General features: G+C 71.8%; 17 protein-coding genes. 12 read left to right on the top strand and 5 right to left on the bottom strand.

From position 1 onward, the window contains the following. Positions 1 to 8: 8 nt before the first annotated feature. Entirely contained in the window at positions 9 to 758 is a 750-nt protein-coding gene (locus KCH48_RS32325; protein WP_210579500.1) for an ABC transporter ATP-binding protein, read from the top strand. A gap of 21 nt (positions 759 to 779) precedes the next feature. On the opposite strand, the gene KCH48_RS32320 is transcribed toward KCH48_RS32325, so the two are convergent. Beyond that, positions 780 to 2018 (bottom strand): endonuclease/exonuclease/phosphatase family protein, encoded by a 1239-nt coding sequence (locus KCH48_RS32320; RefSeq protein WP_210579498.1) that lies wholly within the window; start codon positions 2016 to 2018, stop codon positions 780 to 782. 166 nt (positions 2019 to 2184) lie between these two features. Here KCH48_RS32320 and cyc2 point away from each other — a divergent pair, with 166 nt between their 5' ends. From cyc2 to KCH48_RS32300, 4 genes are all read left to right on the top strand, one after another. Beyond that, the gene (cyc2, locus tag KCH48_RS32315) at positions 2185 to 4341 is read left to right on the top strand and encodes a germacradienol/geosmin synthase Cyc2 (protein ID WP_210579495.1); all 2157 of its coding nucleotides are present in this window, start codon (positions 2185 to 2187) and stop codon (positions 4339 to 4341) included. A 138-nt stretch (positions 4342 to 4479) separates the two neighbouring features. Beyond that, on the top strand, positions 4480 to 5031 hold the full coding sequence (locus KCH48_RS32310) for a PDZ domain-containing protein (RefSeq protein ID WP_210579493.1): 552 nt from the start codon (positions 4480 to 4482) through the stop codon (positions 5029 to 5031). Positions 5032 to 5228: 197 nt separating this feature from the next. Next, positions 5229 to 6359: an aminopeptidase P family protein gene (locus KCH48_RS32305; protein ID WP_210579490.1), complete on the top strand. Its 1131-nt coding sequence runs from the start codon at positions 5229 to 5231 to the stop codon at positions 6357 to 6359. A 49-nt stretch (positions 6360 to 6408) separates the two neighbouring features. Next, complete coding sequence (locus KCH48_RS32300) at positions 6409 to 7350, top strand: aminoglycoside phosphotransferase family protein (protein WP_210579480.1); 942 nt, start codon at positions 6409 to 6411, stop codon at positions 7348 to 7350. Positions 7351 to 7401: 51 nt separating this feature from the next. Here the strand turns inward: KCH48_RS32300 and treZ are convergent, their stop codons facing one another. Next, positions 7402 to 9147, bottom strand: coding sequence for a malto-oligosyltrehalose trehalohydrolase (gene treZ, locus KCH48_RS32295; RefSeq protein WP_210579478.1), 1746 nt, complete (start codon positions 9145 to 9147; stop codon positions 7402 to 7404). 174 nt (positions 9148 to 9321) lie between these two features. On the opposite strand from treZ, the gene KCH48_RS32290 reads away from it, so the two are divergent. From KCH48_RS32290 to KCH48_RS32280, 3 genes are all read left to right on the top strand, one after another. Next, on the top strand, positions 9322 to 9873 hold the full coding sequence (locus tag KCH48_RS32290; protein ID WP_210579476.1) for a DUF1707 and FHA domain-containing protein: 552 nt from the start codon (positions 9322 to 9324) through the stop codon (positions 9871 to 9873). 127 nt (positions 9874 to 10000) lie between these two features. Further along, on the top strand, positions 10001 to 11371 hold the full coding sequence (locus KCH48_RS32285; protein WP_210579594.1) for a M14 family zinc carboxypeptidase: 1371 nt from the start codon (positions 10001 to 10003) through the stop codon (positions 11369 to 11371). Next, positions 11368 to 11787 carry an SSI family serine proteinase inhibitor gene (locus tag KCH48_RS32280; protein WP_210579469.1) on the top strand — a complete coding sequence of 140 codons (420 nt, stop codon included), beginning with the start codon at positions 11368 to 11370 and terminating at the stop codon, positions 11785 to 11787. Before KCH48_RS32285 ends, KCH48_RS32280 begins: the two co-directional genes overlap by 4 nt. A 91-nt stretch (positions 11788 to 11878) precedes the next feature. Here KCH48_RS32280 and KCH48_RS32275 read toward each other — a convergent pair whose 3' ends face one another. From KCH48_RS32275 to glgX, 3 genes are all read right to left on the bottom strand, one after another. After that, positions 11879 to 13129 (bottom strand): M14 family zinc carboxypeptidase, encoded by a 1251-nt coding sequence (locus KCH48_RS32275; protein ID WP_210579467.1) that lies wholly within the window; start codon positions 13127 to 13129, stop codon positions 11879 to 11881. A gap of 600 nt (positions 13130 to 13729) precedes the next feature. Then, on the bottom strand, positions 13730 to 16078 hold the full coding sequence (treY, locus tag KCH48_RS32270) for a malto-oligosyltrehalose synthase (protein ID WP_210579465.1): 2349 nt from the start codon (positions 16076 to 16078) through the stop codon (positions 13730 to 13732). 64 nt (positions 16079 to 16142) lie between these two features. After that, on the bottom strand, positions 16143 to 18260 hold the full coding sequence (gene glgX, locus KCH48_RS32265) for a glycogen debranching protein GlgX (RefSeq protein WP_210579463.1): 2118 nt from the start codon (positions 18258 to 18260) through the stop codon (positions 16143 to 16145). Positions 18261 to 18442: 182 nt separating this feature from the next. Between glgX and KCH48_RS32260 the strand changes: the two genes are divergently transcribed. The 4 genes from KCH48_RS32260 to KCH48_RS32245 all read left to right on the top strand — a co-directional run bounded on the left by KCH48_RS32260 (position 18443) and on the right by KCH48_RS32245 (position 22817). Continuing rightward, positions 18443 to 19255, top strand: coding sequence for a Tat pathway signal sequence domain protein (locus KCH48_RS32260; RefSeq protein WP_210579461.1), 813 nt, complete (start codon positions 18443 to 18445; stop codon positions 19253 to 19255). A 55-nt stretch (positions 19256 to 19310) separates the two neighbouring features. Then, positions 19311 to 20633 carry a copper amine oxidase gene (locus KCH48_RS32255; protein WP_210579453.1) on the top strand — a complete coding sequence of 441 codons (1323 nt, stop codon included), beginning with the start codon at positions 19311 to 19313 and terminating at the stop codon, positions 20631 to 20633. 102 nt (positions 20634 to 20735) lie between these two features. Next, positions 20736 to 21974: an SAV2148 family HEPN domain-containing protein gene (locus tag KCH48_RS32250; protein ID WP_210579592.1), complete on the top strand. Its 1239-nt coding sequence runs from the start codon at positions 20736 to 20738 to the stop codon at positions 21972 to 21974. A 105-nt stretch (positions 21975 to 22079) separates the two neighbouring features. Further along, positions 22080 to 22817 (top strand): 3'-5' exonuclease, encoded by a 738-nt coding sequence (locus KCH48_RS32245; RefSeq protein ID WP_210579451.1) that lies wholly within the window; start codon positions 22080 to 22082, stop codon positions 22815 to 22817. The last annotated feature ends 15 nt before the right edge of the window (positions 22818 to 22832 follow it).

Genomic DNA, 22832 nt, shown 5'->3' with positions numbered 1-22832 from the left:
GCTGCCGGATGCTCCGCCTAGACGAAGTCGCCCAGCACTACGGCGACCACCCCGTCCTGCACGACATCACCCTCACCGTCCCCGACGGCCAGCTCCTGAGCGTCGTCGGCCCGTCCGGCTGCGGCAAGTCCACCCTGCTGCGCACCATCGCGGGCCTGCTCCCCGCCCGCGACGGCACGGTCACCATCGACGGCACACCGGTCACCGGCGTGCCCGACCGACTCGCCGTCGTCTTCCAGGACTACGGCCGCTCCCTCTTCCCCTGGCTCACCGTCCGCGACAACGTCGCCCTGCCGCTGCGCCGCCGCGGCCTCGGCCGGGCCGAGCGGCGCGCCGAGGCCGAGCGGATCCTGGAACGCGTCGGCCTCGAGGGCGCCGCCCGCCGTCACCCCTGGCAGCTCTCCGGCGGCATGCAGCAGCGCGTCGCCATCGCCCGCGCCCTGGTCTGCCGCCCCTCGCTCCTCCTCATGGACGAGCCCTTCGGCTCCCTCGACGCCCAGACCCGCGAGGACCTCGAAGACCTCCTCCTCGAGGTCCACCGCACCGACGGCACCACCATCGTCTTCGTCACCCACGACATCGACGAGAGCGTGTACGTCGGCGATCGCGTCGTCGTCCTCTCCCCGGGCCCCGGCTCCCGCGTCCTACGGGACCTGCCGGTCGAACTCCCCGGCAAGCGGGACCAGATCACCACCCGGGGACTGCCCGAGTTCGTGGCGCTGCGGACCGAGGTGGGCCGGGCGGTGCGAGGGGCCTGAGCGTCGTACTGACGGGGACGGTCAGACCACGCGCACGTCCTGCCACACCAGCCGGTGATCGGAGGTCGGCACGTTCGCCCCGCCGCCCACCAGCCGGTACAGCGGGTCGTCGGACGTCGGCCAGAACACGCCGTTCGACGCGGGTATCAGCCCCCTGGACGGCAGGACGTAGTCGACACGCAGATTGCCCGGAGCGGTGTCGCCGAAGTCCGCCGTGTCGTAGGCGGGATCGCCGATGTGCGAGGTGTTCGCACCCCCCTGGAGCCGCGCCGCCTCGACCGCGCCCTTGCTCGTCGGCGGCACCTTGGGCAGGCTGACCGCCGGGTGGTCAAGGAGCAGGCGGATGGCGTGGTCGTAGCTGTCGCCGTCGTACGGATCCGCGTTCTGGTCGCCGGCCAGCACGAAGCGCGCCCCCGGCCGCAGACCGCCACGCCTGCCCTTGTCGTCGTACAGGTACGAGCCGCGCCGGCGCCCGCCGATGTAGTCGGCCCACAGGCGGATCTCGTCGTGGTTCCGCCGGCCGTTGCGGTCCTCGGTGCCGTCGAAGGTGGGCGGCGTGGGGTGCGACACCAGGAAGTGCACGGTTTCGTGACCGACGCACACCGGCACGTCCCAGTGGCTCTTGGAGGAGAGCCGCAGGACCGCCTGCGCCTCCGCGCTGTAGTAGTCGGTCGGCATGATGTTGCCGGGCATGTCCCGCCACAGGAAACGCTGGAACGTGCGCACCGCGCGGGTGTCGATCGGGTACTTGGAGAGCACGACCATGCCGTACTGCCCGGGGAACCAGCCGTATCCGTACGCGTCCTGGCCGTACGCGTCCGAACCGGGCGTCGTCACCGCGCCGCCCCGCCCGTCGAGGTCCAGACCCGAGGCCACGCCCGTGTTCACCGGGGCGGTGAAGTGGTACCGGTAGCGGACCGGCTTCGCGCCGTTCTGCCCGACGGCGAGGTAGTTGCGCAGGAAGAGGCGAACCGCCGCACCGGACTCGACGTAGTCGAACTCGTTGATCAGCAGCACGTCCGGGTCGACCCGCTGGATCGTCTCCGCGGCGTTCTTCGCCTGGGCGTTGTCCGGCGTGGACAGATCGGACACGAGCGCGCCCTGAGTGCCGCGGTTCAGGGAGGCGTTGAACGTGGCGAAACGCACCGTACGACCACGGCGGTCCGATGCCGCCGCGGGCACGGCCGAGGTGCCGGCCAGCGCCGCCCCGGCGAGTGCGGCGAGCGTGGTGCGGCGGGAGAGGGATCTGGGCTGGTTCATCGGAACTCCCATACGAAGGGACACGTGAATTTCCGTAGTCTGCGCGCGTAGAGATGAACGCCACAAGTCCCGTCGAGAACTCCCGGATTCACCGCTGATTCACGCGATGGTGTGATCATGTCCGGGGCCGCGGATGTCGCCCGAAACGCGTGGGTAGGGCCCGGCCATGACGCAGCAGCCCTTCGAACTCCCGCACTTCTACATGCCGTATCCCGCGCGGCTGAACCCGCATGTCGACGAGGCCCGCGCCCACTCGACCGCCTGGGCGCGCGAGATGGGCATGCTGGAGGGGTCCGGGATCTGGGAACAGTCCGACCTCGACGCGCATGACTACGGCCTGCTCTGCGCCTACACCCATCCCGACTGCGACGGACCCGCCCTCTCCCTCATCACCGACTGGTACGTGTGGGTCTTCTTCTTCGACGACCACTTCCTGGAGATCTTCAAGCGCACCCAGGACCGCGCCGGCGGCAAGGCCTATCTGGACCGGCTGCCGCTGTTCATGCCGATGGACCTGTCCGCCGAGGTGCCCGAGCCGCAGAACCCGGTGGAGGCCGGCCTCGCCGACCTGTGGGCGCGCACGGTGCCCGCCATGTCCGCCGACTGGCGGCGGCGCTTCTCGGTCGCCACCGAGCATCTGCTCAACGAGTCCCTGTGGGAGCTGTCCAACATCAACGAGGGGCGGATCGCCAACCCCGTCGAATACATCGAGATGCGCCGCAAGGTGGGCGGCGCCCCCTGGTCGTCGGGGCTCGTGGAGTACGCGACCGCCGAAGTGCCCGCGGCCGTCGCCGGGTCGAGGCCGCTCAGGGTCCTGATGGAGACGTTCTCCGACGCGGTGCACCTGCGCAACGACCTCTTCTCCTACCAGCGGGAGGTCGAGGACGAGGGCGAACTCAGCAACGGCGTACTCGTCCTGGAGACCTTCTTCGGCTGCACCACCCAGGAGGCCGCCGACACCGTCAACGACATCCTGACCTCCCGGCTGCACCAGTTCGAGCACACCGCCCTCACCGAAGTGCCCGCGCTGGCCCTGGAGAAGGGCCTCGCCCCCGGGGAACTCGCCGCGATCGCCGCGTACACCAAGGGACTTCAGGACTGGCAGTCAGGCGGCCACGAATGGCACATGCGCTCCAGCCGCTACATGAACAAGCGCGCCCGGGCCACCTCGCCCTGGCAGGGCCTGACCGGCCCCGGCACCTCCGCCGCCGACGTCGGCGCGCTCCTCGCCGCGGCCGGCGCCGAGCGCCTGCGCGCCCACACCCATGTGCCGTTCCAGAAGGTCGGCCCGTCGCTGCTGCCCGACTTCCACATGCCCTTCCAAGTGGAGCTCAGCCCGCACCTCGACGACGCCCGCCACCGCCTCACCGGCTGGGCGAACCGCATGGGCATCCTCCAGGAAGGCGTCTGGGACGAGGACAAACTCCGCGCCTACGACCTCGCGCTGTGCTCGGCGGGCCTCGACCCCGACGCCACCCCCGAGGCCCTCGGCCTCAGCGCCCAATGGCTCGCCTGGGGCACTTACGGCGACGACTACTACCCGCTCGTCTTCGGCCACCGCCGCGACCTGGCAGCCGCCCGCCTGACCACGGCGCGGCTGTCCGCCTGCATGCCCGTCGACGGTGAAGAGGTCCCCGCCCCCGCGAACGCGATGGAGCGCGGACTGATCGACCTGTGGGCCCGTACGACGGCGGAGATGACCCCCGAGCAACGGCGCACCGTGAAGGCCACGGTGGACGTCATGACCGAGAGCTGGGTGTGGGAGCTGTCCAACCAGCTCCAGAACCGCGTCCCCGACCCGGTCGACTACCTGGAGATGCGGCGCGCCACCTTCGGCGCCGACCTCACCATGAGCCTGTGCCGGGTGGGCCACGGCCCCGCCGTCCCCGCGGAGGTGTACCGCAGCGGCCCCGTCCGCTCTCTGGAGAACGCGGCCGTCGACTACGCCTGCCTGGTCAACGACGTGTTCTCCTACCAGAAGGAGATCGAGTACGAGGGTGAGATCCACAACGCCGTCCTCGTCGTCCAGAACTTCTTCGGCTGCGACTACCCGACCGCGGTCGGCGTCGTCCACGACCTGATGACCCAGCGCATGCAGCAGTTCCAGCATGTCGCCGCCCATGAACTGCCCGTCGTCTACGAGGACTTCGCGCTCTCCGACGAGGCCCGCGCGATCATGCGGGGCTATGTCACCGACCTGCAGAACTGGATGGCGGGCATCCTGAACTGGCACCGGAACGTGGACCGCTACAAGGCCGACTGGCTGTCCCGCCGCGCCCACGGCTTCCTCCCGGACCGACCGCCTTCCCTGCCCGTCGGCTGACGGCGGCGGTGCCGGGCGCGCTGACCCGACGAGCGTGAGTCACTATGGCTTCCCGCTCTTGACCATGGGTCAGTCTCACTCGTTCGTGGCTCGTCGTGCGCCGGTGCTCCGGGTAGTTCTCAGCCGGAGGCGAGAGACATGGAACAGACAGCGTTGCGTCCGAAGCCGATGCCCGGTCAGGACCCCGGCGGCAGCCCCACGCCCGACCCCGTCCGGCGCCCGCACGCCGCCCGCCGGCGTCGCCGACGGCTCACCACCCTGCTGTTCGGCCTGCTCCTCGGGGCCGTCCTGGTCCTGTCCGGCGTCGGCCTCGGGACGGTGGGCGCCACCGTGATCGGCATGAGCAAGCTGGCCGATCTGCAAGGCCAGGCGCTCCCCGGACCCACCCCACCGCCCGCCACGCCCACCCCGTCACCGGCGCCCGCCGGTGCCACGCTCGGTGTGGAGGCCGTGGACGCCGAGAAGTCCGGGGCGCTGGTCGTCGGCGTCCATGTCCCCGGCCCGGGCTATACGGCGGGCCTGGTCAGGGGCGACGTACTCCTCGCCTTCGACACGACCCGGATCGACTCGGCCGCCGACCTCGCGCAAGCGGTCGCCGACACCCGGCCGGGAGCAGCGGTCACCTTGACGGTGCGTCATGAGGGCGGCGGTTACCAGCAGTTGACGGTGATTCCGGGTGTCGTCACATGACCCTCCGGAAGGTTGCCGTCCAGTTCGTCGCGGGTCGCTTCCATCCAGTCGCACGTCGGCGCACGGCTGTCGTGATGGCCCGGGCCGGTCAGCACCGGGAACGGCGCGTCGAAAAGTCAGGCAAATCGGCTCGCGCGGCCCCCGTCGTAAGGGCAGGATGCTGCACGTAGTCCTTTCAGCCGCACAGGGAGGCCAGGATGACCGGCACCGCGCCCGCGCCCTTCGGCGCCGACGACTACCGGGCCCGGATGGAGCGTGCGGCCCGGGCGGCCGCCGACGCGGGGCTCGCCGGACTGCTCGTGGCGCCGGGGCCGGACCTCGTGTGGCTGACCGGTTACGCGCCCCCCGCGGTCACCGAACGGCTCACCCTGCTGGTGCTCACCCCCGGCCGTGACCCCGTACTCGTCGTGCCCACCCTGGAGGCCCCGGACGCGGCCAAGGCGCCCGGCGCGCCCGCGCTGACGCTGCGCGACTGGACCGACGGCAAGGACCCCTACGCCGCCGCCGCCGCCGCGCTCCTGGACTCCACCGGGCGGTTCGGCATCAGCGACAACACCTGGGCCCTGCATCTGCTGGGCCTGCAGAAGGCGCTGCCCGGCACCTCCTACGCCTCCCTCACCGACGCCCTGCCGATGCTCCGCGCCGTCAAGGACGCGGCGGAACTGAGACTCTTGGCGGCCGCCGGCGCGGCCGCGGACGCGGCGTTCGAGGAGATCCGGAAGGTTCCCTTCGCCGGGCGCAAGGAGTCCGACGTCGCCGCCGACCTCGCCCATCTGCTGCGCCGGTTCGGGCACTCCCAGGTCGACTTCACCATCGTCGCCTCCGGCCCGAACGGGGCGAATCCGCACCACGAGGTCGGCGACAGGGTCATCGAGCACGGCGACATGGTCGTCCTCGACTTCGGCGGCCTGAAGGACGGCTACGGCTCCGACACCTCCCGCACGGTCCACGTCGGCGAACCGACCGACGAGGAACGCCGGGTCCACGACCTCGTACGCGAGGCCCAGGAGGCGGGCTTCAGAGCCGTACGTCCCGGGGTGGCCTGTCAGGAGGTGGACCGGGCCGCCCGCGCGGTCATCGCCGACGCCGGATACGGCGAGTACTTCATCCACCGCACCGGGCACGGCATCGGCGTCACCACGCACGAGCCGCCGTACATGATCGAGGGCGAGGAGCAGCCCCTCGTGCCCGGCATGTGCTTCTCCGTCGAGCCCGGCGTCTATCTGCCCGGCCGCTTCGGCGTCCGCATCGAGGACATCGTCACGGTCACCGAGGACGGCGCCCGCCGCCTCAACGACACCACCCGCGAGCTGGTCATAGTGGACTGACCGAGCACAGGAGCCTCCCACGACGACTTCGAGCGACGACGGCGCGACCATGACCCAGGCACCGACACCCACCGCGGACACCGTCCGCCGACTGGTCCGTTCCCTGCTCAAGGACGGCGCCGACGCCGGGAAGAGCGCCGCCGGACCCGACGTCCGGCCGGTCGCGGAGGGCGGGGGGCAGGCCACCTGGTGGGTCGGCACCCGCCATGTCCTGCGTCTGGCCCCCGACCGCGACGCCACCGTCCGTCAGCGCCGCGAACTGCGCCTGCGCGACCTCGTCCGCCCGCACCTCCCGGTAGCCGTGCCGACGAGCGTGGCGCACGGCGAGTGGGCTCCCGGGCTGACCTACACACTGGACACCAAGGTCCCCGGCGGCTCGGCCGAGGAGCATGACGTGTCCGCCGTCGGGGAGGCCGACCTGGCCGGGCTGCTCACCGGGCTGCGCGAGGTGCCCGTACGGCAGGCCGAGACCCTCGGCGTCCCGCGCGCCGCACCCCGCTCCCTGGAGGCCCTGCGCCGGTCCGCCGAACGCACCGCCCGGCGGCTCGCCGCCGCCGACGAGTTCGACGCCGTACGCCTCCAGCAGCTCACCGCACCCGCCGCGGTCCAGCTCGCTGCCCAGCCCGGCACCGCGGTCCTCGTCCACCACGCACTCACCGGCGAGCACCTCGTGGTCAGCGCCGACGGCCGGGTACGCGGCGTCCTCGGCTGGACCGACGCGGTCCTCGGCGACCCGGCCGAGGACATCGCCGGCCTCGCGCTCGCCGTCGGATCCCCCGCCGCCGTCCGGGCCGCCACCCTCGCCGGCTACGGCGCCCGCCCCTGTCTGCGCGGCCTCTGGCTCGCCCGCTGCGACACCCTGATCCGCCTGGCCGAACGCCTCGAAGGCCGGGGCGGCAGCCCTCTGCCCCTGCTGCGGGAGCAGCTGGAGCGGGCCTGGGAGGCGATCCTGCTGGAACGGGTGACGGAGTTGCGGGACGAGGAGTCATAGAGCGGGGCCGATCGGTCTTGGCCAACGCGCAAGCGTTTACGTACCCACCGCTCAGTCCTGCAACAGCACCACGCACGACTCCCCGGGCAGATGCAGCATCCCGTCCGCGCCCGGCGCTTCGACCGGCTCCCACGCGGCGAGCACCTGCGCCGGACGCGGGCCCAGGGGGATCGCCGCCGGCCCCTTGGCGAGATTGACGGCCACGCGGACGTCCCCGCGCCGGAATGCGAGCCAGCGCCCCACCTCGTCGTAGGCCACCTTGGTGTCGGCGATGTCGGGGTCGGTGAGGTCGGCCTGCTCGTGACGCAGGGCGATGAGGCGGCGGTGCCAGGCCAGCACGCGCGCGTGGGGCTCGTTCTCCGGCTCGGACCAGTCGAGGCAGGAACGGTCGCGGGTCGCCGGGTCCTGCGGGTCGGGCACGTCCTCCTCGGCCCATCCGTGCGCGGCGAACTCCCGCCGTCTGCCCCGCCGTACGGACTCGGCGAGCTCGGGGTCGGTGTGGTCGGTGAAGAACTGCCAGGGCGTGCCCGCGGCCCACTCCTCGCCCATGAACAGCATGGGCGTGAACGGCGCGGTCAGCGTCAGTGTCGCCGCGCAGGCCAGCAGCCCGGGGGAGTGGGACGCCGAAAGCCGGTCTCCCAGGGCGCGGTTGCCCACCTGGTCGTGGGTCTGGGCGTAGCCGAGGAGCCGGTGCGCGGCCACGCGCGTACGGTCCAGGGGACGGCCGTGGGACCGGCCCCGGAAGCTCGAGTACGTGCCGTCGTGGAAGTAGCCGCCCGTGAGCGTTTTGGCGAGCGCCGCGAACGGGGCTCGCGCGAAGTCGGCGTAGTAGCCCTGGGACTCGCCGGTGAGTGCCGTGTGCAGGGCGTGGTGGAAGTCGTCGTTCCACTGGGCGTGCAGGCCCAGGCCGCCCTCCGCGCGCGGGCTGACCAGTCGGGGGTCGTTCAGATCGGCCTCGGCGACGAGGAAGAGCGGCCGGCCCACGTCGGCGGACAGGGCGTCCACGGCCGTCGACAGCTCCTCCAGGAAGTGGCACGCGCGCGTGTCGGCCAGCGCGTGCACCGCGTCCAGGCGCAGCCCGTCGATCCGGTAGTCCCGCAGCCACGCCAGCGAACTGCCCAGCAGATACGCGCGCACCTCGTCCGAACCGGGCGCGTCCAGGTTGACGGCGGAACCCCAGGGCGTGTGATGCGTGTCGGTGAAGTACGGGCCGAACCGGGGCAGGTAGTTCCCGGACGGCCCCAGGTGGTTGTGCACCACGTCGAGGACCACGCCCAGGCCCAGTTCGTGCGCCCGGTCGACGAACCGTTTCAGCGCCTCGGGGCCGCCGTACGGCTCGTGCACCGCCCACAGCGACACCCCCTCGTACCCCCAGCCGTGCCGCCCGGGGAACGGGCACACCGGCATCAACTCGACGTGCGTGACGCCCAGTTCGACGAGATGCCCGAGCCGCTCGGCGGCCGCGTCCAGGGTGCCCTCGCGCGTGTACGTGCCCACATGCAGCTCGTACAGGACCGCACCGGGCAGCGGGCGCCCGGCCCACTCGCTGCGCCACGCGTACCGCTCGTGGTCGACGACAGCGCTCAGCCCGTCCGGGCCGTCCGGTTGCCGGCGCGAGCACGGGTCGGGCAGCACCGGGCCGTCGTCCAGCGCGAACCCGTACCGCGAGCCGTCATCGGCATCGGCCTCCCCCCTCCACCAGCCCGCTCGGTCGGGATCGCGCTCCAACGCGCGCGTGGCGCCCTCGCACTGGAGCGTCACTCGGTCTGCCTGCGGTGCCCACACCTCGAACTGCACGGACGGTTCCCCTTCGTCTGCTCACCGTGATGTAGCCCGTCCATGGTGCTTCAAACGAGATCAATCCGCTTTTGAATCTTCCCTTTTGCGGCGGGTGTCGTCGGAGCACGCGCGCGTGGCGGCTGTTCTCGCCTTTTCTGGACACCCGGCGTTCACTGCCCGACAATCACGAGCGTGACGCCGTTTTTCGAGTTCAACACGTACCCCGCGCGGCTCTCCGACGCGGAGCGCGACAGGGCGCTGAAGGTGCTCCGGGACGGCGTCGAAATGGGCCGCCTGTCGCACGACACGTTCATCCGGCGCATGGAGCTGGCCCTGACCGCCCGCCGGTCCGAGGACCTCGCGCTCCTCACCGCCGACCTGCCCACCGAGAGCCGGCTGTCGCGGCTGGTGTTCGGCACCGTCGAGGCCGTCTCCGGCTTCACGGTACGGCTGCGCAGGGCATGGCAGGCCGAGCGGTTGCCCAAGCTGCTGCTGCCCCACGCGGGCAACGGCCATCCGCTGCGCATAGGGCGCGACCCCGCAAACGGGCTCCGGCTGACCCACGAGACGGTGTCCCGGGTGCACGCCGAACTCAGCCGGCAGGGCGGCATGTGGGTGCTGCGGGACCTCGGCTCTACCAACGGGACGACGGTCAACGGGCGACGTGTCATCGGTGCCGCCGTCGTCCGTGAGGGTGATCAGGTCGGCTTCGGGCGGATGTCGTTCCGGCTCGCCGCGAACTGAGTCCGGCCCCGGTCCAGATCGCGCCCCGGTGGCCGAAATGCCTTTGCCTCTCGCGGTGTTGACGTACCCGTCATCTCGTGACTGACTGTGCGTACACCATGCACACCAGGTGAACCGACGGCACCACATGTGGAGGTGTGCCCTGCCGCCACTCCTCCGCTACCCGACCGTCGACGAGCTGCACGCCCGGGCGGCGACACTCGTCGCCCGGCATCCCCGGGCCGCCCGACTGCGCCGTGTTGGAACCTCCCGCGCGGGCACGCCCCTGTGGCTGCTGTCCGTCGGCCACGGCAGCCGCCAGGTCCTCGTCGTCGCCGGCCCGCACGCCAACGAACCCGTGGGCGGCGCCACCGCCCTGCGGCTCGCCGAACGAGCGCTCGCCGACCCCCGGCTCACCGAAGGAGCCGACGCCACCTGGAACCTGCTGCTCTGCCTCGACCCCGACGGCCTGCGCCGCAACGAGGGCTGGCTGCACGGCCCGTACACCCTGGGCCACTACTTCCGGCACTTCTTTCGGCCCGGCTTCCTCGAGCAGCCCGAATGGCTGCCCGAGGGCGCGGCAGCCGCCGTACTGCCGGAGACCCGCGCCCTGCTCGACCTCCAGGACGAACTGCGGCCGTTCCTCCAGTGCTCCCTGCACGGCGTCGACGTGGGCGGCGGCTTCGTCGAACTCACCCGCGACCTCCCCGGCCTCGCCGGACGCGTCGCGCACACCGCGGCCCGCCTCGGCATACCGCGCGAACTCGGCCCGTACGACACCCTGTACTGGCCGGGCCTCGGCCCCGCCGTCTACCGGATACCGCCGCCGCGCCGGGGCGACCTGGCCGCCGCCATCACCGAGGCCGCCGTCGAGTCGACGTGGTTCCACCCGCACCCGTACGGCACGGTGACCGCGGTCGTCGAGGCGCCCATGTGGAGCGTGGCCGCCGTGGAGGACGCCACCGAGCCCGCCGACCCGGCCGGAGTGCTGCGGACCGTCAGCCACACGCTGCGCCACGACACCGAGGCCCTGCGGCGGCTCCTGACGCGGATCCGGCTCCACCACGCGGGCGCACCGGACGCGGCACGCCTGCTCGCCCCGGTCGACGACTATTTACTGGTCTGCCCCGGCCTCGCCGACGCATGGGACCCGGACATCGAGGGCGCTGACGGCGTGCGCCCGCTGCCCCCGCTCAGCACCGCCCACCTGGCCACCCTGCGCATCGCCGGACGCCGGCTCGCGCTGCGCACGGCGGGGCTGCTGCACCAGCTCGTCGCGGGCGCGGGCGGTGACCCGGCCGGGGTGCTGCCGGAACTGGACCGGCTGGTCGACGCGTGGTGCGCGGACTACCGCGACGGCTGCGGGGCCCGCTGGATCCCGGTCGCCCGCCAGGTGGAGTACCAGGCACGGGTGGTGCTCGCCGCCTTCGAACTGGCCGGACGGCACGGGCCGGTGCGCTCCCGTTCGGGTGAGTCGGGGTGGGGCTCGCAGGCCGCCGTGCCGATGCATCGGGAATGACGTACTTCACCACAGCGAAAGCGGTACGGGGCGGCCTGCTCGCGGCGGTCGCCCTCCTCGTCGCCTCCGCGGCTCCGGCGCAGTCGGCGCCCCGGCAGGCTCCCCCGGACAACTGGCTCTACCTCACCGTCACCCAGGGCGACGCCCGGGCCGGCGAGACGCCCGGCAAGCTGCTCCTGTGCGACCCGCCCAAGGGGCCCGCGCGCGCGGCTGACGCCTGCGCGGAGCTGGAGGCCGCGGGCGGCGACATCGGCGGCATCCCGCAGAAGGACACCTTCTGCACGATGATCTACGCGCCGGTGACCGTCCACGCGCGCGGGGAGTGGAACGGACGGCCGGTCACGTACACGAAGACGTTCTCGAACCGGTGCGTGATGGCGGCGTCGACGGGGTCGGTGTTCGCGCGTCCCACCTGACCGTCGGGCCGGCCGGCCGGTACGCGCGCGTGACGGAATCAGCGGAATCACCGGCACGCGCGCGTGAACGCTCAGCGAGTCACTCGGAGCCTCACGTCGCCCGGTCGCGTGCGTGCCGTACCGCCGCGACGACCGTGCGGGACTGGTGCTCCACCTGGTGCTCCAGCGGCACCCAGCGGGCGCGGAAGCGTTCCGCGAAGGCGTCGCTCCAGGTCGCGACGAGGCGCTCCAGCCGGGGTGCCGCGCGGTCGCCGTTCTCCTGCAGGACCCGCATCAGCATGGCCGCCGCCCGCAACGGCAGCCGGCGCGCGAACGCGTCCACGCTTCCGACGTACGCCATGGAATCGTCGGCGGGCTGTGTGAGCGTCCAGTCCTCGGCCAGCCCCGGAACCAGCTCCAGCGCCCATCTGGCCGCGCGCAGCAGGGGCCCGTCGACGTCGGCGAGCCGCGGCAGCGCCTCGGCGAGCACCCGCTCCACCTCCAGCGAGTCGCGCAGCAGCCGCTCCGCCAGCCGCCGTATCTCGGCTGCCGGAGCCGGATGCGGCGCCGGGTCGTCCACCAGGTCGCTCGCCCACATCGGCACCTCGACGACGGCGGTCAGACCGCCGTACCGGTGCACGTGGTACCAGGTGCTGTGCCGCGCGTCGTCCGGCATGCTCGGGTACGCGGCGCCCGCGCCGGGGCCGGGCATCACATGCACGCCGGGTCCGGAGGCGGGCCAACCGGCGGCGTCGGAGGCGCCGGTCTCCACCGGGATGTGCAGCTCCGCCGCGGACTTGGCGAACGGCTCGGCGAGACCGGGGACGTCCTTCGTCAGCTGCACCCAGCTGCCGCCCAGGTCGGTGCCGTGCAGGGTCACCTGGAGGAAGGGGCGCAACTCGTCGATGACGCGGGTCAGGGCGCGGGTCTCCGGCGGCAGCCGGTCCGGCGGCAGTGCGGACGGCGCCCATTCCGGCTGCTCGGGTGCGGCGGGCCGGAAGAAGCCGCGGTGGTAGTCGTGGAGGCTGCGCGGCGCCGGGGTCACATGCAGGCTCGCCCCGTCGGGGTCGGCGCACAGCAGGAAGTGCCAGGAGACATCGGCCCGCAACTGCCGCTCGTGCAGCACCCGTTCCGCGAGGGCGAGGGTCGTCGAGCCCCCGGTCGGCTCATTGGCGTGGGCGCCGGCGACGACCAGGACGGCGCGGCGGGCATGGCCCATCGACAGCAGATGGAGGGGTCTGCCGGCGCGGGAGACCCCCACTTGTCTCAGGGCGCAGAGGCCGGGCCGGTGCGCGGCCAACGTCCGGGCGGACGAGACAAGTTCGGAAACGGTGGGGTAGCGCAGCTCCGGCAGGAGACTCACCCCCGTCACATCCGCCCGGCTTCGCAATCCGCAGTACCCCACGGTCGCCGGGCAGTGTCAAGGCGGTGGCGGGGGAGGCTCCAGGGGGCGCCCAGATGCATTCACCGGCACCCGGAAAGGCCGTTGGTGCCTGCCGGGCTGCCGGTTCCCGTGCGGCGCCGACGCGTAGGTCCCGGCGCCCTCCGCGCTCGCCTCGAATTCACCCGAATGGGTGTATGGGCTGCCGCTGGACGGGCGCGGTGGCCGCTTGGGCACGGCATCCATCCGTGCGCCGGACACGGACCACCAGCTCCCCGCTCGTACGGCGTGCACCACGGCGTGGACGACCGGACACGCGCGCCCCTCCAGGGGCGACGCGTCCAGGTCTCGCGGGCTCTCCCCCGTCGAGCCGCGCCAAGCGGCTCTCGCGAAGTCGGCTGCGGTTCGGAGCGCCCCGAAGGGGCGCGGGGCTGTATCGATATGCGGCTCCGCCGCGATGGGGGCCCCCGCTCGAGCGAATTCGAGAGTGGGGGAGCGCCCAGCCACGACGGGCCCGCAGGCGATCGACGGCCCATCGCCGCCCCGCGGCGGAGCCGCACATCGCGGCACTTCCCGGAGCGCTCAGCCCACCCGCTCCAGCAGCGCCACCGGCAGCCGCTCGAACAGCTCGTCCACGCGCGCGTGCCCGCTGAACTCCCGCTCCGGAGCCAGCACATCGGCCCATCGCCCCGGCGGCAGCGGCAGCAGCGTGTCGCGCCAGCCGCCCGCCTCGGCGAGCCGCAGGGACAGCCGCGTCACTGCGGTCACCACCTCACCCGACCGCACGAACGCCACACAGTGCGCGGCGCCCGGACCCTCCGCGGCCAGCGGCGCGTACGTCGCCGAGTCACCGAAGACGTCGGCGCGCCGCCTGCGCAGCCGCAGCGCCGCCGCGGTCACCGCCCCCTTGTCGCCGGGGTCCTCCGGAGGGAAGGACACGGACCGCCGGTTGTCCGGGTCCACCAGCGCCCGGTACTCGCCCTCCGTGCCCTGGTAGAGATCGGGCACGCCCGGCATCGTCAGCTGGACCAGGGCGGTGCCCAGCACGTTCGCCCGGATGTGGGGCTCCAGGGCGGCGCGGAAGTCGGTCACGTGCCTGCCCGGACCCCCGCACGGCCCCGCCGCGACGAACGCGGCCACCGCGTCCTCGTACGGGGGCTCCTGTTCCGTCCAGCTCGTGTACAGCCCGGCCTCCCGCACATGCTTCAGCAGCGCCCCCTGCACCCGGTCCGCGTCCGCCGCGCCGAGCCCGAACACGGTCTGCCAGGCCGCCCACGCCAGCTGCGCGTCCGGGACGCCCTCGCCGGTGCGGGTCACCTCGGCCAGGACGTCCGCCCAGCGCTGCGGAGACTCGGTGAGCACGGCCAGCGCGGCCCGTACATCGGCACTGCGCTTGGTGTCGTGCGTCGAGGCGACGGTCCCGGTGGCCGGCCAGTCGCGCTGCACGCGCGCGCAGTACGCGTGGAACTCCTCCGCGGACACCGCCGGGCTGCCCGGATTTCCCCCCACCTCGGTGGCCGACAGCAGCGGCACATAGCGGTAGAACGCGGTGTCCTCCACGGACTTGGCGCGCAGCGCGGACGCGGTCTGGGCGAACCGGGCCCGGAACTCCGCGTGGCCGGGCCCGTCACCGGCCCGCCCGAGCACCAGGTCGCGTACGACATCGACGGCACCGGCCTCCTCGGGGACGACGTAGGCCTGCCGGGACTCGGCCGCGGCCTCCTCGGTGACGACCGCGGCGGCGTCCCCGGACTCGTAGGGCCGGTAGACCTCCAGCCGGACCAGGAGCTCCTGCAAGGCGGTGCGCAGCGCCCACGGTGCCCGGTCGCGCAGCGCGGGGTCCGGCGACGTGTCGCACAGGCGGCTCGCCACCCGGGTCAGCCGCTCGACCTCGGCGGCCAGCTCATGCGTGAGCACCTTGTACGCCGCCCGCCGTACGGTCGCCTCCCACTGCCCGCCACGGTCGGTCTGAGGGGCCGCGAAACGCCGGTACTGGCCGAGGAGTTCCCCGTACCCCGCCGGATCCGTGAAGAGGCCGTCCACGTGCCGCAGGGCGTCGTATCCGGTGGTGCCCGCGACCGGCCAGGAGGCCGGCAGGTGCTCACCGTCCGACAGGATCTTCTCCACCACCGTCCAGCGGCCGCCGGTGGCCTCGTGCAGGCGCCGCAGATACGCGTCCGGGTCGGCGAGTCCGTCGGGGTGGTCGATCCGCAGCCCGTCGAACACGCCCTCGTGCAGCAGCTGCAGGATCTTGGCGTGCGTGGCCTCGAAGACCTCCGGGTCCTCCACCCGCACCCCGATGAGCTCCGAGATGCTGAAGAAGCGCCGGTAGTTCAGCTCCGTACGGGCCAGCCGCCACCACACCGGGCGATACCACTGCGCGTCCAGGAGCTGAGGCAGCGGCAGCTCCTCGGTGCCCTCACGCAACGGGAACTCATGGTCGTAGTAGCGCAGGACGTCGCCGTCGACCGCCAGCGCGTCCAGCTCCGCGCCGACGGGATGCCCGAGCACCGGCAGCAGCAGCCGGCCGCCCTGCGCCTCCCAGTCGATGTCGAACCAGCGCGCGTACGGCGACTTGGGGCCCTCCCGGAGCACCTCCCACAGGGCGCGGTTGTGGCGCGGGGCCATCGCCATGTGGTTGGGGACGATGTCGGCGATCAGACCGAGACCGTGCTCCCGCGCGGTGCGCGCCAGCAGCCGCAGCCCCTCCTCGCCGCCCAGCTCGCCGCGCACGCGCGCGTGGTCCACGACGTCGTAGCCGTGCGCGGAGCCCGGGACGGCCTCCAGGACGGGGGACAGGTGCAGATGCGAGACGCCGAGCGCCGCCAGGTACGGCACGGCCCTCGAGGCGGCCTCGAACGGGAAGTCGGGCTGCAGCTGCAGCCGGTAGGTGGCCGTCGGCACCACCGGGTCAGGACGCTCAGGTGTCATGGAAACCTACGTACCCGCCCTGCACCCTTTCGTGTCATCGACTCCCCTGGACGAGTCCGTCCTCCTACACGGGCCGCTGCAACACCGTCATGCTCCGGTCCACCAGCGTCAGCCGGTCCCCCGCCTGCACCTTCGCTCCCGTACCCGGCGGTACGCCGTCCGCGCGAGCGGTGTCGACGACGACCTCCCACTGGCGGCCGTGGTTGACCGGCACCACGAAGTCCAGTGACTTGTGCGAGGCGTTGAACATCAGCAGGAACGAGTCGTCGCTGATGCGCTCGCCGCGCGAGCCGGGCTCCGAGATCGCGTTCCCGTTGAGGAACGCCGTCAGCGCCGACGCCTGTGCCGAGTCCCAGTCCCGCTGGACCATCTCCTTGCCCTCGGGGGTGAACCAGGCGATGTCCGACAGCTCGTCGTGGGTGCCCTCCACGGGCCGGCCGTGGAAGAAGCGCCGCCTACGGAAGACGGGGTGCTCCTTGCGCAGCCACACCAGCGCGCGCGTGAACGCGAGCAGCTCACCGCCGTCCTCGGGATCCTCGGGCCAGGGCACCCAGGCCAGCTCGTTGTCCTGGCAGTAGGCGTTGTTGTTGCCGCGCTGGGTCCGGGCGAACTCGTCCCCGTGGCTGATCATCGGCACACCCTGGGACAGCATCAGCGTCGCGACGAAGTTCCGCATCTGCCGCTGCCGCAGCTCCAGCACCGCCGGATCGTCGGTCTCGCCCTCGGCCCCGCAGTTCCACGACCGGTTGTGGCTCTCGCCGTCCCGGTTGTCCTCGCCGTTGGCGTGGTTGTGCTTGTCGTTGTACGACACCATGTCGTGCAGCGTGAACCCGTCGTGGCAGGTCACGAAGTTGATGGAGGCGAGCGGACGCCGACCGTCGTCCTGGTAGAGGTCCGAAGAGCCCGTGAGGCGGGAGGCGAACTCCGCCAGCGTGCGCGGCTCGCCCCGCCATACGTCCCGTACCGTGTCGCGGTACTTGCCGTTCCACTCGGTCCACAGCGGCGGGAAGTTGCCCACCTGGTAGCCGCCCTCGCCCACGTCCCACGGCTCGGCGATCAGCTTCACCTGCGAGACCACCGGGTCCTGCTGGACCAGGTCGAAGAACGACGACAGCCGGTCCACCTCGTGGAACTGCCGGGCCAGCGTCGCCGCGAGGTCGAAGCGGAAGCCGTCGACATGCATCTCGGTGACCCAGTAGCGCAGCGAGTCCATGATCAGCTGAAGGACGTGCGGGGACCGCATCAGCAGGGAGTTGCCGGTGCCCGTGGTGTCCATGTAGTAGCGCGGGTCGTTCGCCAGCCGGTAGTACTGCGGATTGTCCAGGCCCCGGAAGGACAGCGTCGGGCCCAGATGGTTGCCCTCGGCCGTGTGGTTGTAGACCACGTCCAGGATGACCTCGATACCGGCCTCGTGCAGCGCCCGCACCGCGGACTTGAACTCCAGGACCTGCTGGCCGCGGTCGCCCCAGGAGGCGTACGCGTTGTGCGGGGCGAAGAAGCCGATCGTGTTGTAGCCCCAGTAGTTGTTCAGGCCCATGTCCACCAGTCGGTGGTCGTTCACGAACTGGTGGACCGGCATCAGCTCGAGGGCCGTGACGCCCAGCTCGGTGAGGTGCTCGATGATCGCCGGATGCGCCAGGGCCGCGTACGTGCCGCGCAGTTCCTCCGGCAGCCCCGGGTGCCGCATCGTGAGACCCTTGACATGCGCCTCGTAGATGACGGTGTGGTGGTACTCGGTACGCGGGCGCCGGTCGTCGCCCCAGTCGAAGTACGGGTTGACCACGACCGACGTCATCGTGTGCGGGGCGGAGTCGAGGTCGTTGCGCTCGTCGGGCGCGCCGAAGTGATAGCCGTACACCTCCTCGCCCCACTCGATCGAACCGCTGATCGCGCGCGCGTACGGGTCGAGCAGCAGCTTCGCGGAGTTGCAGCGCAGGCCGTGCTCGGGGGCGTACGGGCCGTGCGCCCGGAAGCCGTACCGCTGGCCCGGCATGACGCCGGGCAGGTACGCGTGCCGCACGAACGCGTCGCTCTCCCGCAGTTCCACCGCCGTCTCCGAGCCGTCGTCGTGCAGCAGACACAGCTCTACTCGGTCCGCGGACTCCGTGAAGACCGCGAAGTTGGTCCCGGCGCCGTCGTACGTGGCACCGAGTGGATACGCCTCTCCAGGCCAGACCTGCATGGATACGACTCTTTCAGGTGTGCCTCGCCGCTGGGGGCGCCTTGGCCCCGAGTCTCCCCGAAAGTGAGGGAACCTCCTATGACTTATGTCCCTCTTACCTCTCGACCAGTGCATACACGGTATGCCGAACCAGTGGGGCAACAGGTACTCCCAGGGATGTCGGGGGAGTAGGGGGCAACAACGTGCGCAACGCAGTGCACCGTCATCTGGGCAAGGTGGTGGCAGGGGCTGCCATCGCGGTGGCCTCGACCGCCGTGATGGTCGCCGTCACACTGCCGGGGTCGGCGGGGGCCGACGAATCGGATGGCAGGCAGAAGACCGGCGGGGCCGGACAGCAGGCGGTACCGGGGCAGGGCGAGGCCGTCGCACCCGGTGTCGTCGAGCAGGCCCCGGCCGAGGGCGAGAAGGGCAAGGGCAATGACCCGCTGACCGACGACGAGATGAAGCGGGCCGAACAGCTCGCGGTCAACCGGCAGTTGCTCAACGCGAGCGAGGACGTCGAGGGCGAGCGCGGCCCGCAGCGCGTGAGCGTCGACCTGGCCGAGCCGGAGGCCGACTCCGGCGCCGGCGCGGACGGACCCCGGCGTGCCGACGTGACGTTCTACGACTACCGGGACGACGCCCTCGTCACCAGGACCGTCGACCTCGACACCGGCAAGGTCGTGGAGACCACCAGCCGGCAGGGCGTCCAGCCGCCGCCCAGCCGGGCCGAGAGCATCGAGGCGGCGAGCCTGCTGATCGCCGACCCGCTGGGCGCGGACCTCAAGGCGGACTACAAGGACGCGACCGGCAAGGAACTCACCTCACCGGACCAGCTGCGGCTGAGCGGAGGCATCTACCGGGCCACGCCGGGCGCCCAGCCCGCCGTACTGGACAAGTGCGGCGAGCACCGCTGCGTACGGCTGTTCACGAAGGTCAAGAACGGGCCGTGGATCGACACCATGTCCCTGGTGATCGACCTGAGCGCCCGCAAGGTCGCCGACCTCGACGGCTGAGCCGACCCTCCGTCCACTTTTCCAACCCGCACCTCCTGCAGGGAGTCACTTCTTCATGCGCGTGCAGAACAGAATCAGCCGTGCCCACCGCCGGACGGCGGCCCTCGGTGTCGCCGTGGCCGCGCTGGCCACCGGTCTGACGACCGGGACCGGACCGGCCGCCGCCCAGCCCAAGACCGCCGCCGCGGCCGCCGCCGACTGCAGCGCCGCCTACCGCATCGAGCAGAAGCTCACCGGCGGCACCACCTGGCGGATGTGCTGGCACTACGACAGCAAGGCCGGTCTCGTGCTGGACGACATCTCCTACCAGCCCAAGGGCGAGGCCAAGCCGATCAAGGTCCTCGACAGCGGCCGGCTCGGCCAGATCCACGTCCCGTACGACGACGGAGGCGCGGAGTACGACGACCTGACGGGCCAGGACTTCGCCAAGGACCTGATGCCGCTCGCGCCCGGCGAGTGCCCCGGCGGCACCATCAAGACCGTCAAGGTCCCGGACCCGCACGAGGGCTCGAACCCCAACGTCAAGGGCCTGTGCACCACCACCCGCGCGCGGGGCCACGCCTACCGGATGCAGGGCGACACCGCGAACAAGGTCTACCAGGCCCAGGGCAAGGACCTTCTCGTCTACACGGTCAACCAGGTCGGCTGGTACGAGTACATGACCGAATGGCGCTTCCAGGACGACGGCACGATCAACATGAACGTCGGCGCGACCGGCAGCCTCTCCCCGGTCGACTACGACGCGGGCGACGGACGCGGCTGGCCCATCGGCAAGGGGCCCAAGGCCAAGGCCACCAGTCACAGCCACAACGCCTTCTGGCGGCTCGACTTCGCCCTCGACGGCTCCAGCAAGAACCGGGTCGAGCAGTACGACTCGAAGGTCTCCCCGCCCCGCGGCCAGCAGTTCGCCCCGACGACCAAGACCACCAGCACCAAGGTCACCAAGGAACTCGCGGGCGACGCCAAGGGCTACCGCTGGTGGCGGATGGTCAGCGCGACCGGCAAGAACAAGGACGGCCACGCGCGCTCGTACGAGTTCGTCCCCGGCCCGAGCACCAAGTACCCGGGCCGCAGTTACACCAAGCACGACATCTACTTCACCCAGTACAACAAGTGCGAGCTGTTCGCCAGCAACAACCCGGGCTGTGCCGGCTCCCACCCCAAGTCCGTCGACAAATGGGTCGGCGGACAGACCCTCACCCACCCTGTGGCCTGGGTCAATGTGGGCTTCCACCACATAGCCCGGGACGAGGACCAGCAGCCCATGCCGGTCCACTGGCAGGGTTTCTCCATCGCCCCGCGCGATGTCACCGCCATGAATCCGCTCACTCCGGCTGAGCTGGCCGATCAGAACGGCAATCCCATGGACGGTAGTTGAGAAACGGTCCGTGCATCCGGCTGCACCTCGGGCCGCTCCCGGAGTACCCTTCCTTGATCGTTGACACGGGGAGTGCTCGGGGGAGCGGAAGGCGGTGCGCGGGTGGGCTCGGGAGGGCTGGAGCTGCCCCCTGGTGACGAGGGTCACGAGGGGAACTCCGCAGACGCCCCGCCCGGCACGGTGTCCTTGGCCCGTCCGATGGACACGGGCTCCATCGGACCGGAGCTGGACTGGGACGCCGAGGCCTGGCGCGAGGTACGTACGCGCGCCCAGCGAGCCGGCCGGGCCTACATCTGGCTGAACCTCGTCGAACAGCGGCTGCGCGCGGTCGTGGCCGCTGTTCTGCGTCCCATCTACGAACCCGTCCACGGCGACGAGTGGGTGGTCGCCGCGGCCGGACCCGCCGGGCAGGAGTGGGTGCAGCGCGCGGTCGCGGTACGCGAAGTCAGCCGCCGCAAGGGCTACTTGCTCGACCCGGCCGACGACAACGTGCTCAGCTTCCTCACCCTGCCGCAGCTGCGCGAGCTGATGGTGCAGCACTGGCCGTGCTTCGAGCCGTACTTCGACGAGCGCCGGGACGTCGAGCTCGCCCTGGACGAGCTGGAAGTCACCCGGAACGTCGTCTCCCGCAACCGGGCGCTGTCCGAGTCGGTCCTCAATCAGGCCGAGCGGGCCTCCGCCCGCCTCCTCGACATACTCGGCACGGGCACCGACGTACCGTCCGCGCGCCGGCTGCCCGTCGACGCGGTCGAGGACCTCGTCGGCGACCGGTACGCGGACGTGGTCGCCGTGCACCCCGACCGGGTGCGGCTGCTGCGGCAGTTCCCCGCCGAGGACATCTTCGGCGGCGCCCGCCGGCTCGACGCCGTCGGTATCGGCCTCAACCTGCTCGTGCAGAACTTCTCCGGACGACGGCTGGTCCGGCTGGCCGAGACGGGCTGCCGGGTGCGGCTGCTGTTCCTCAACCCGGCCTCCAGTGCGGTCAAGCGCCGTGAGCGTGAACTCGGCATCAAACGCGGGGAGTTGAGCCGAGCGGTCGAGATGAACATCCTGCACATGCGGCGGGTGCGGTCCAGGCTGCGCGACCCGGGTGCCTTCGAGATCCAGGTCTACGACGAGACGCCGCGCTTCACCGCCTACCTCGTCGATGGCGACGGCTCGGACGGGATCGCCGTCGTGCAGTCCTATCTGCGGCGGGCGCGGGGGATGGAGGCGCCGGTGCTGGTGCTGCGCAACGGCAGCAAGGTGGTCAAGCCGGGCGAAGTCGACGAGAGCGGGCTGTTTCCGACGTACCGCGAGGAGTTCGAGCAGGCTTGGGCGGATTCGCGGCCGGTGTCCTGACAAGTCCCCCACCGGGTAAGCGGAATGCCGGTCCTCTGATTGTCAGTGGCTCATGGGAAGGTGGAGACCACTGGGGGAAAGCACCACCGAGAAGGGGGGCCAGGCATGGGCTGGCACCGAGAGCTGCTGATCGGCTTCGACCTGGAGACGACGGGCACGGACCCGCGCAAGGCGCGGATCGTCACGGGGGCCGTGATCGAGGTCAGGGCCGGGCAGCCCATAGGGCGCCGGGAGTGGCTGGCCGATCCCGGGGTGGAGATCCCGGCGGACGCGGTGGCGGTACACGGCATCAGCAATGAGCGCGCCACCGCCGAGGGCCGGCCGGCCGACCAGGTCGCGGACGCCATCGCGGACGTCCTGGCGACGTACTGGAAGACGGGCGTCCCGGTCGTCGCCTACAACGCGGCCTTCGATCTGACCCTGCTGGCGGCCGAGCTGCGGCGCCACGGCCTACCGTCGCTGCGTGACCGCCTGGGTGGCGTCGACCCCGCCCCGGTCATCGACCCGTACACCATCGACCGGTCCGTCGACCGCTACCGCCGCGGCAAGCGCAACCTCGAAGCGGTCTGCGCCGAATACGGCGTCGCCCTCGACTCCGCCCACGACGCCACATCCGACGCCCTGGCCGCAGCCGAACTGGCCTGCGCCATAGCCACCCGCCACCCCAAGATCGCCGCCCTCGGCCCGGCCGAACTCCACCGCCGCCAGATCGACTGGTACGCCGAAAGAGCCGCCGACTTCCAGAACTTCCTGCGCAGCAAGGGCGAGACAGACGCGGTGATCGACGGAACATGGCCACTGCGGGAACCGGCGGAGGAGACAGTGCCGGGCGAGGCGATCTGAGCCCGGTGCGCGAGA

It is taken from the genome of Streptomyces sp. GESEQ-4 (assembly GCF_017948455.1).
GTDB lineage: Bacteria > Actinomycetota > Actinomycetes > Streptomycetales > Streptomycetaceae > Streptomyces.
The sequence above is the reverse complement of the archived record's forward strand: the minus strand, read 5'-3'. Positions and strand labels throughout refer to the sequence as shown.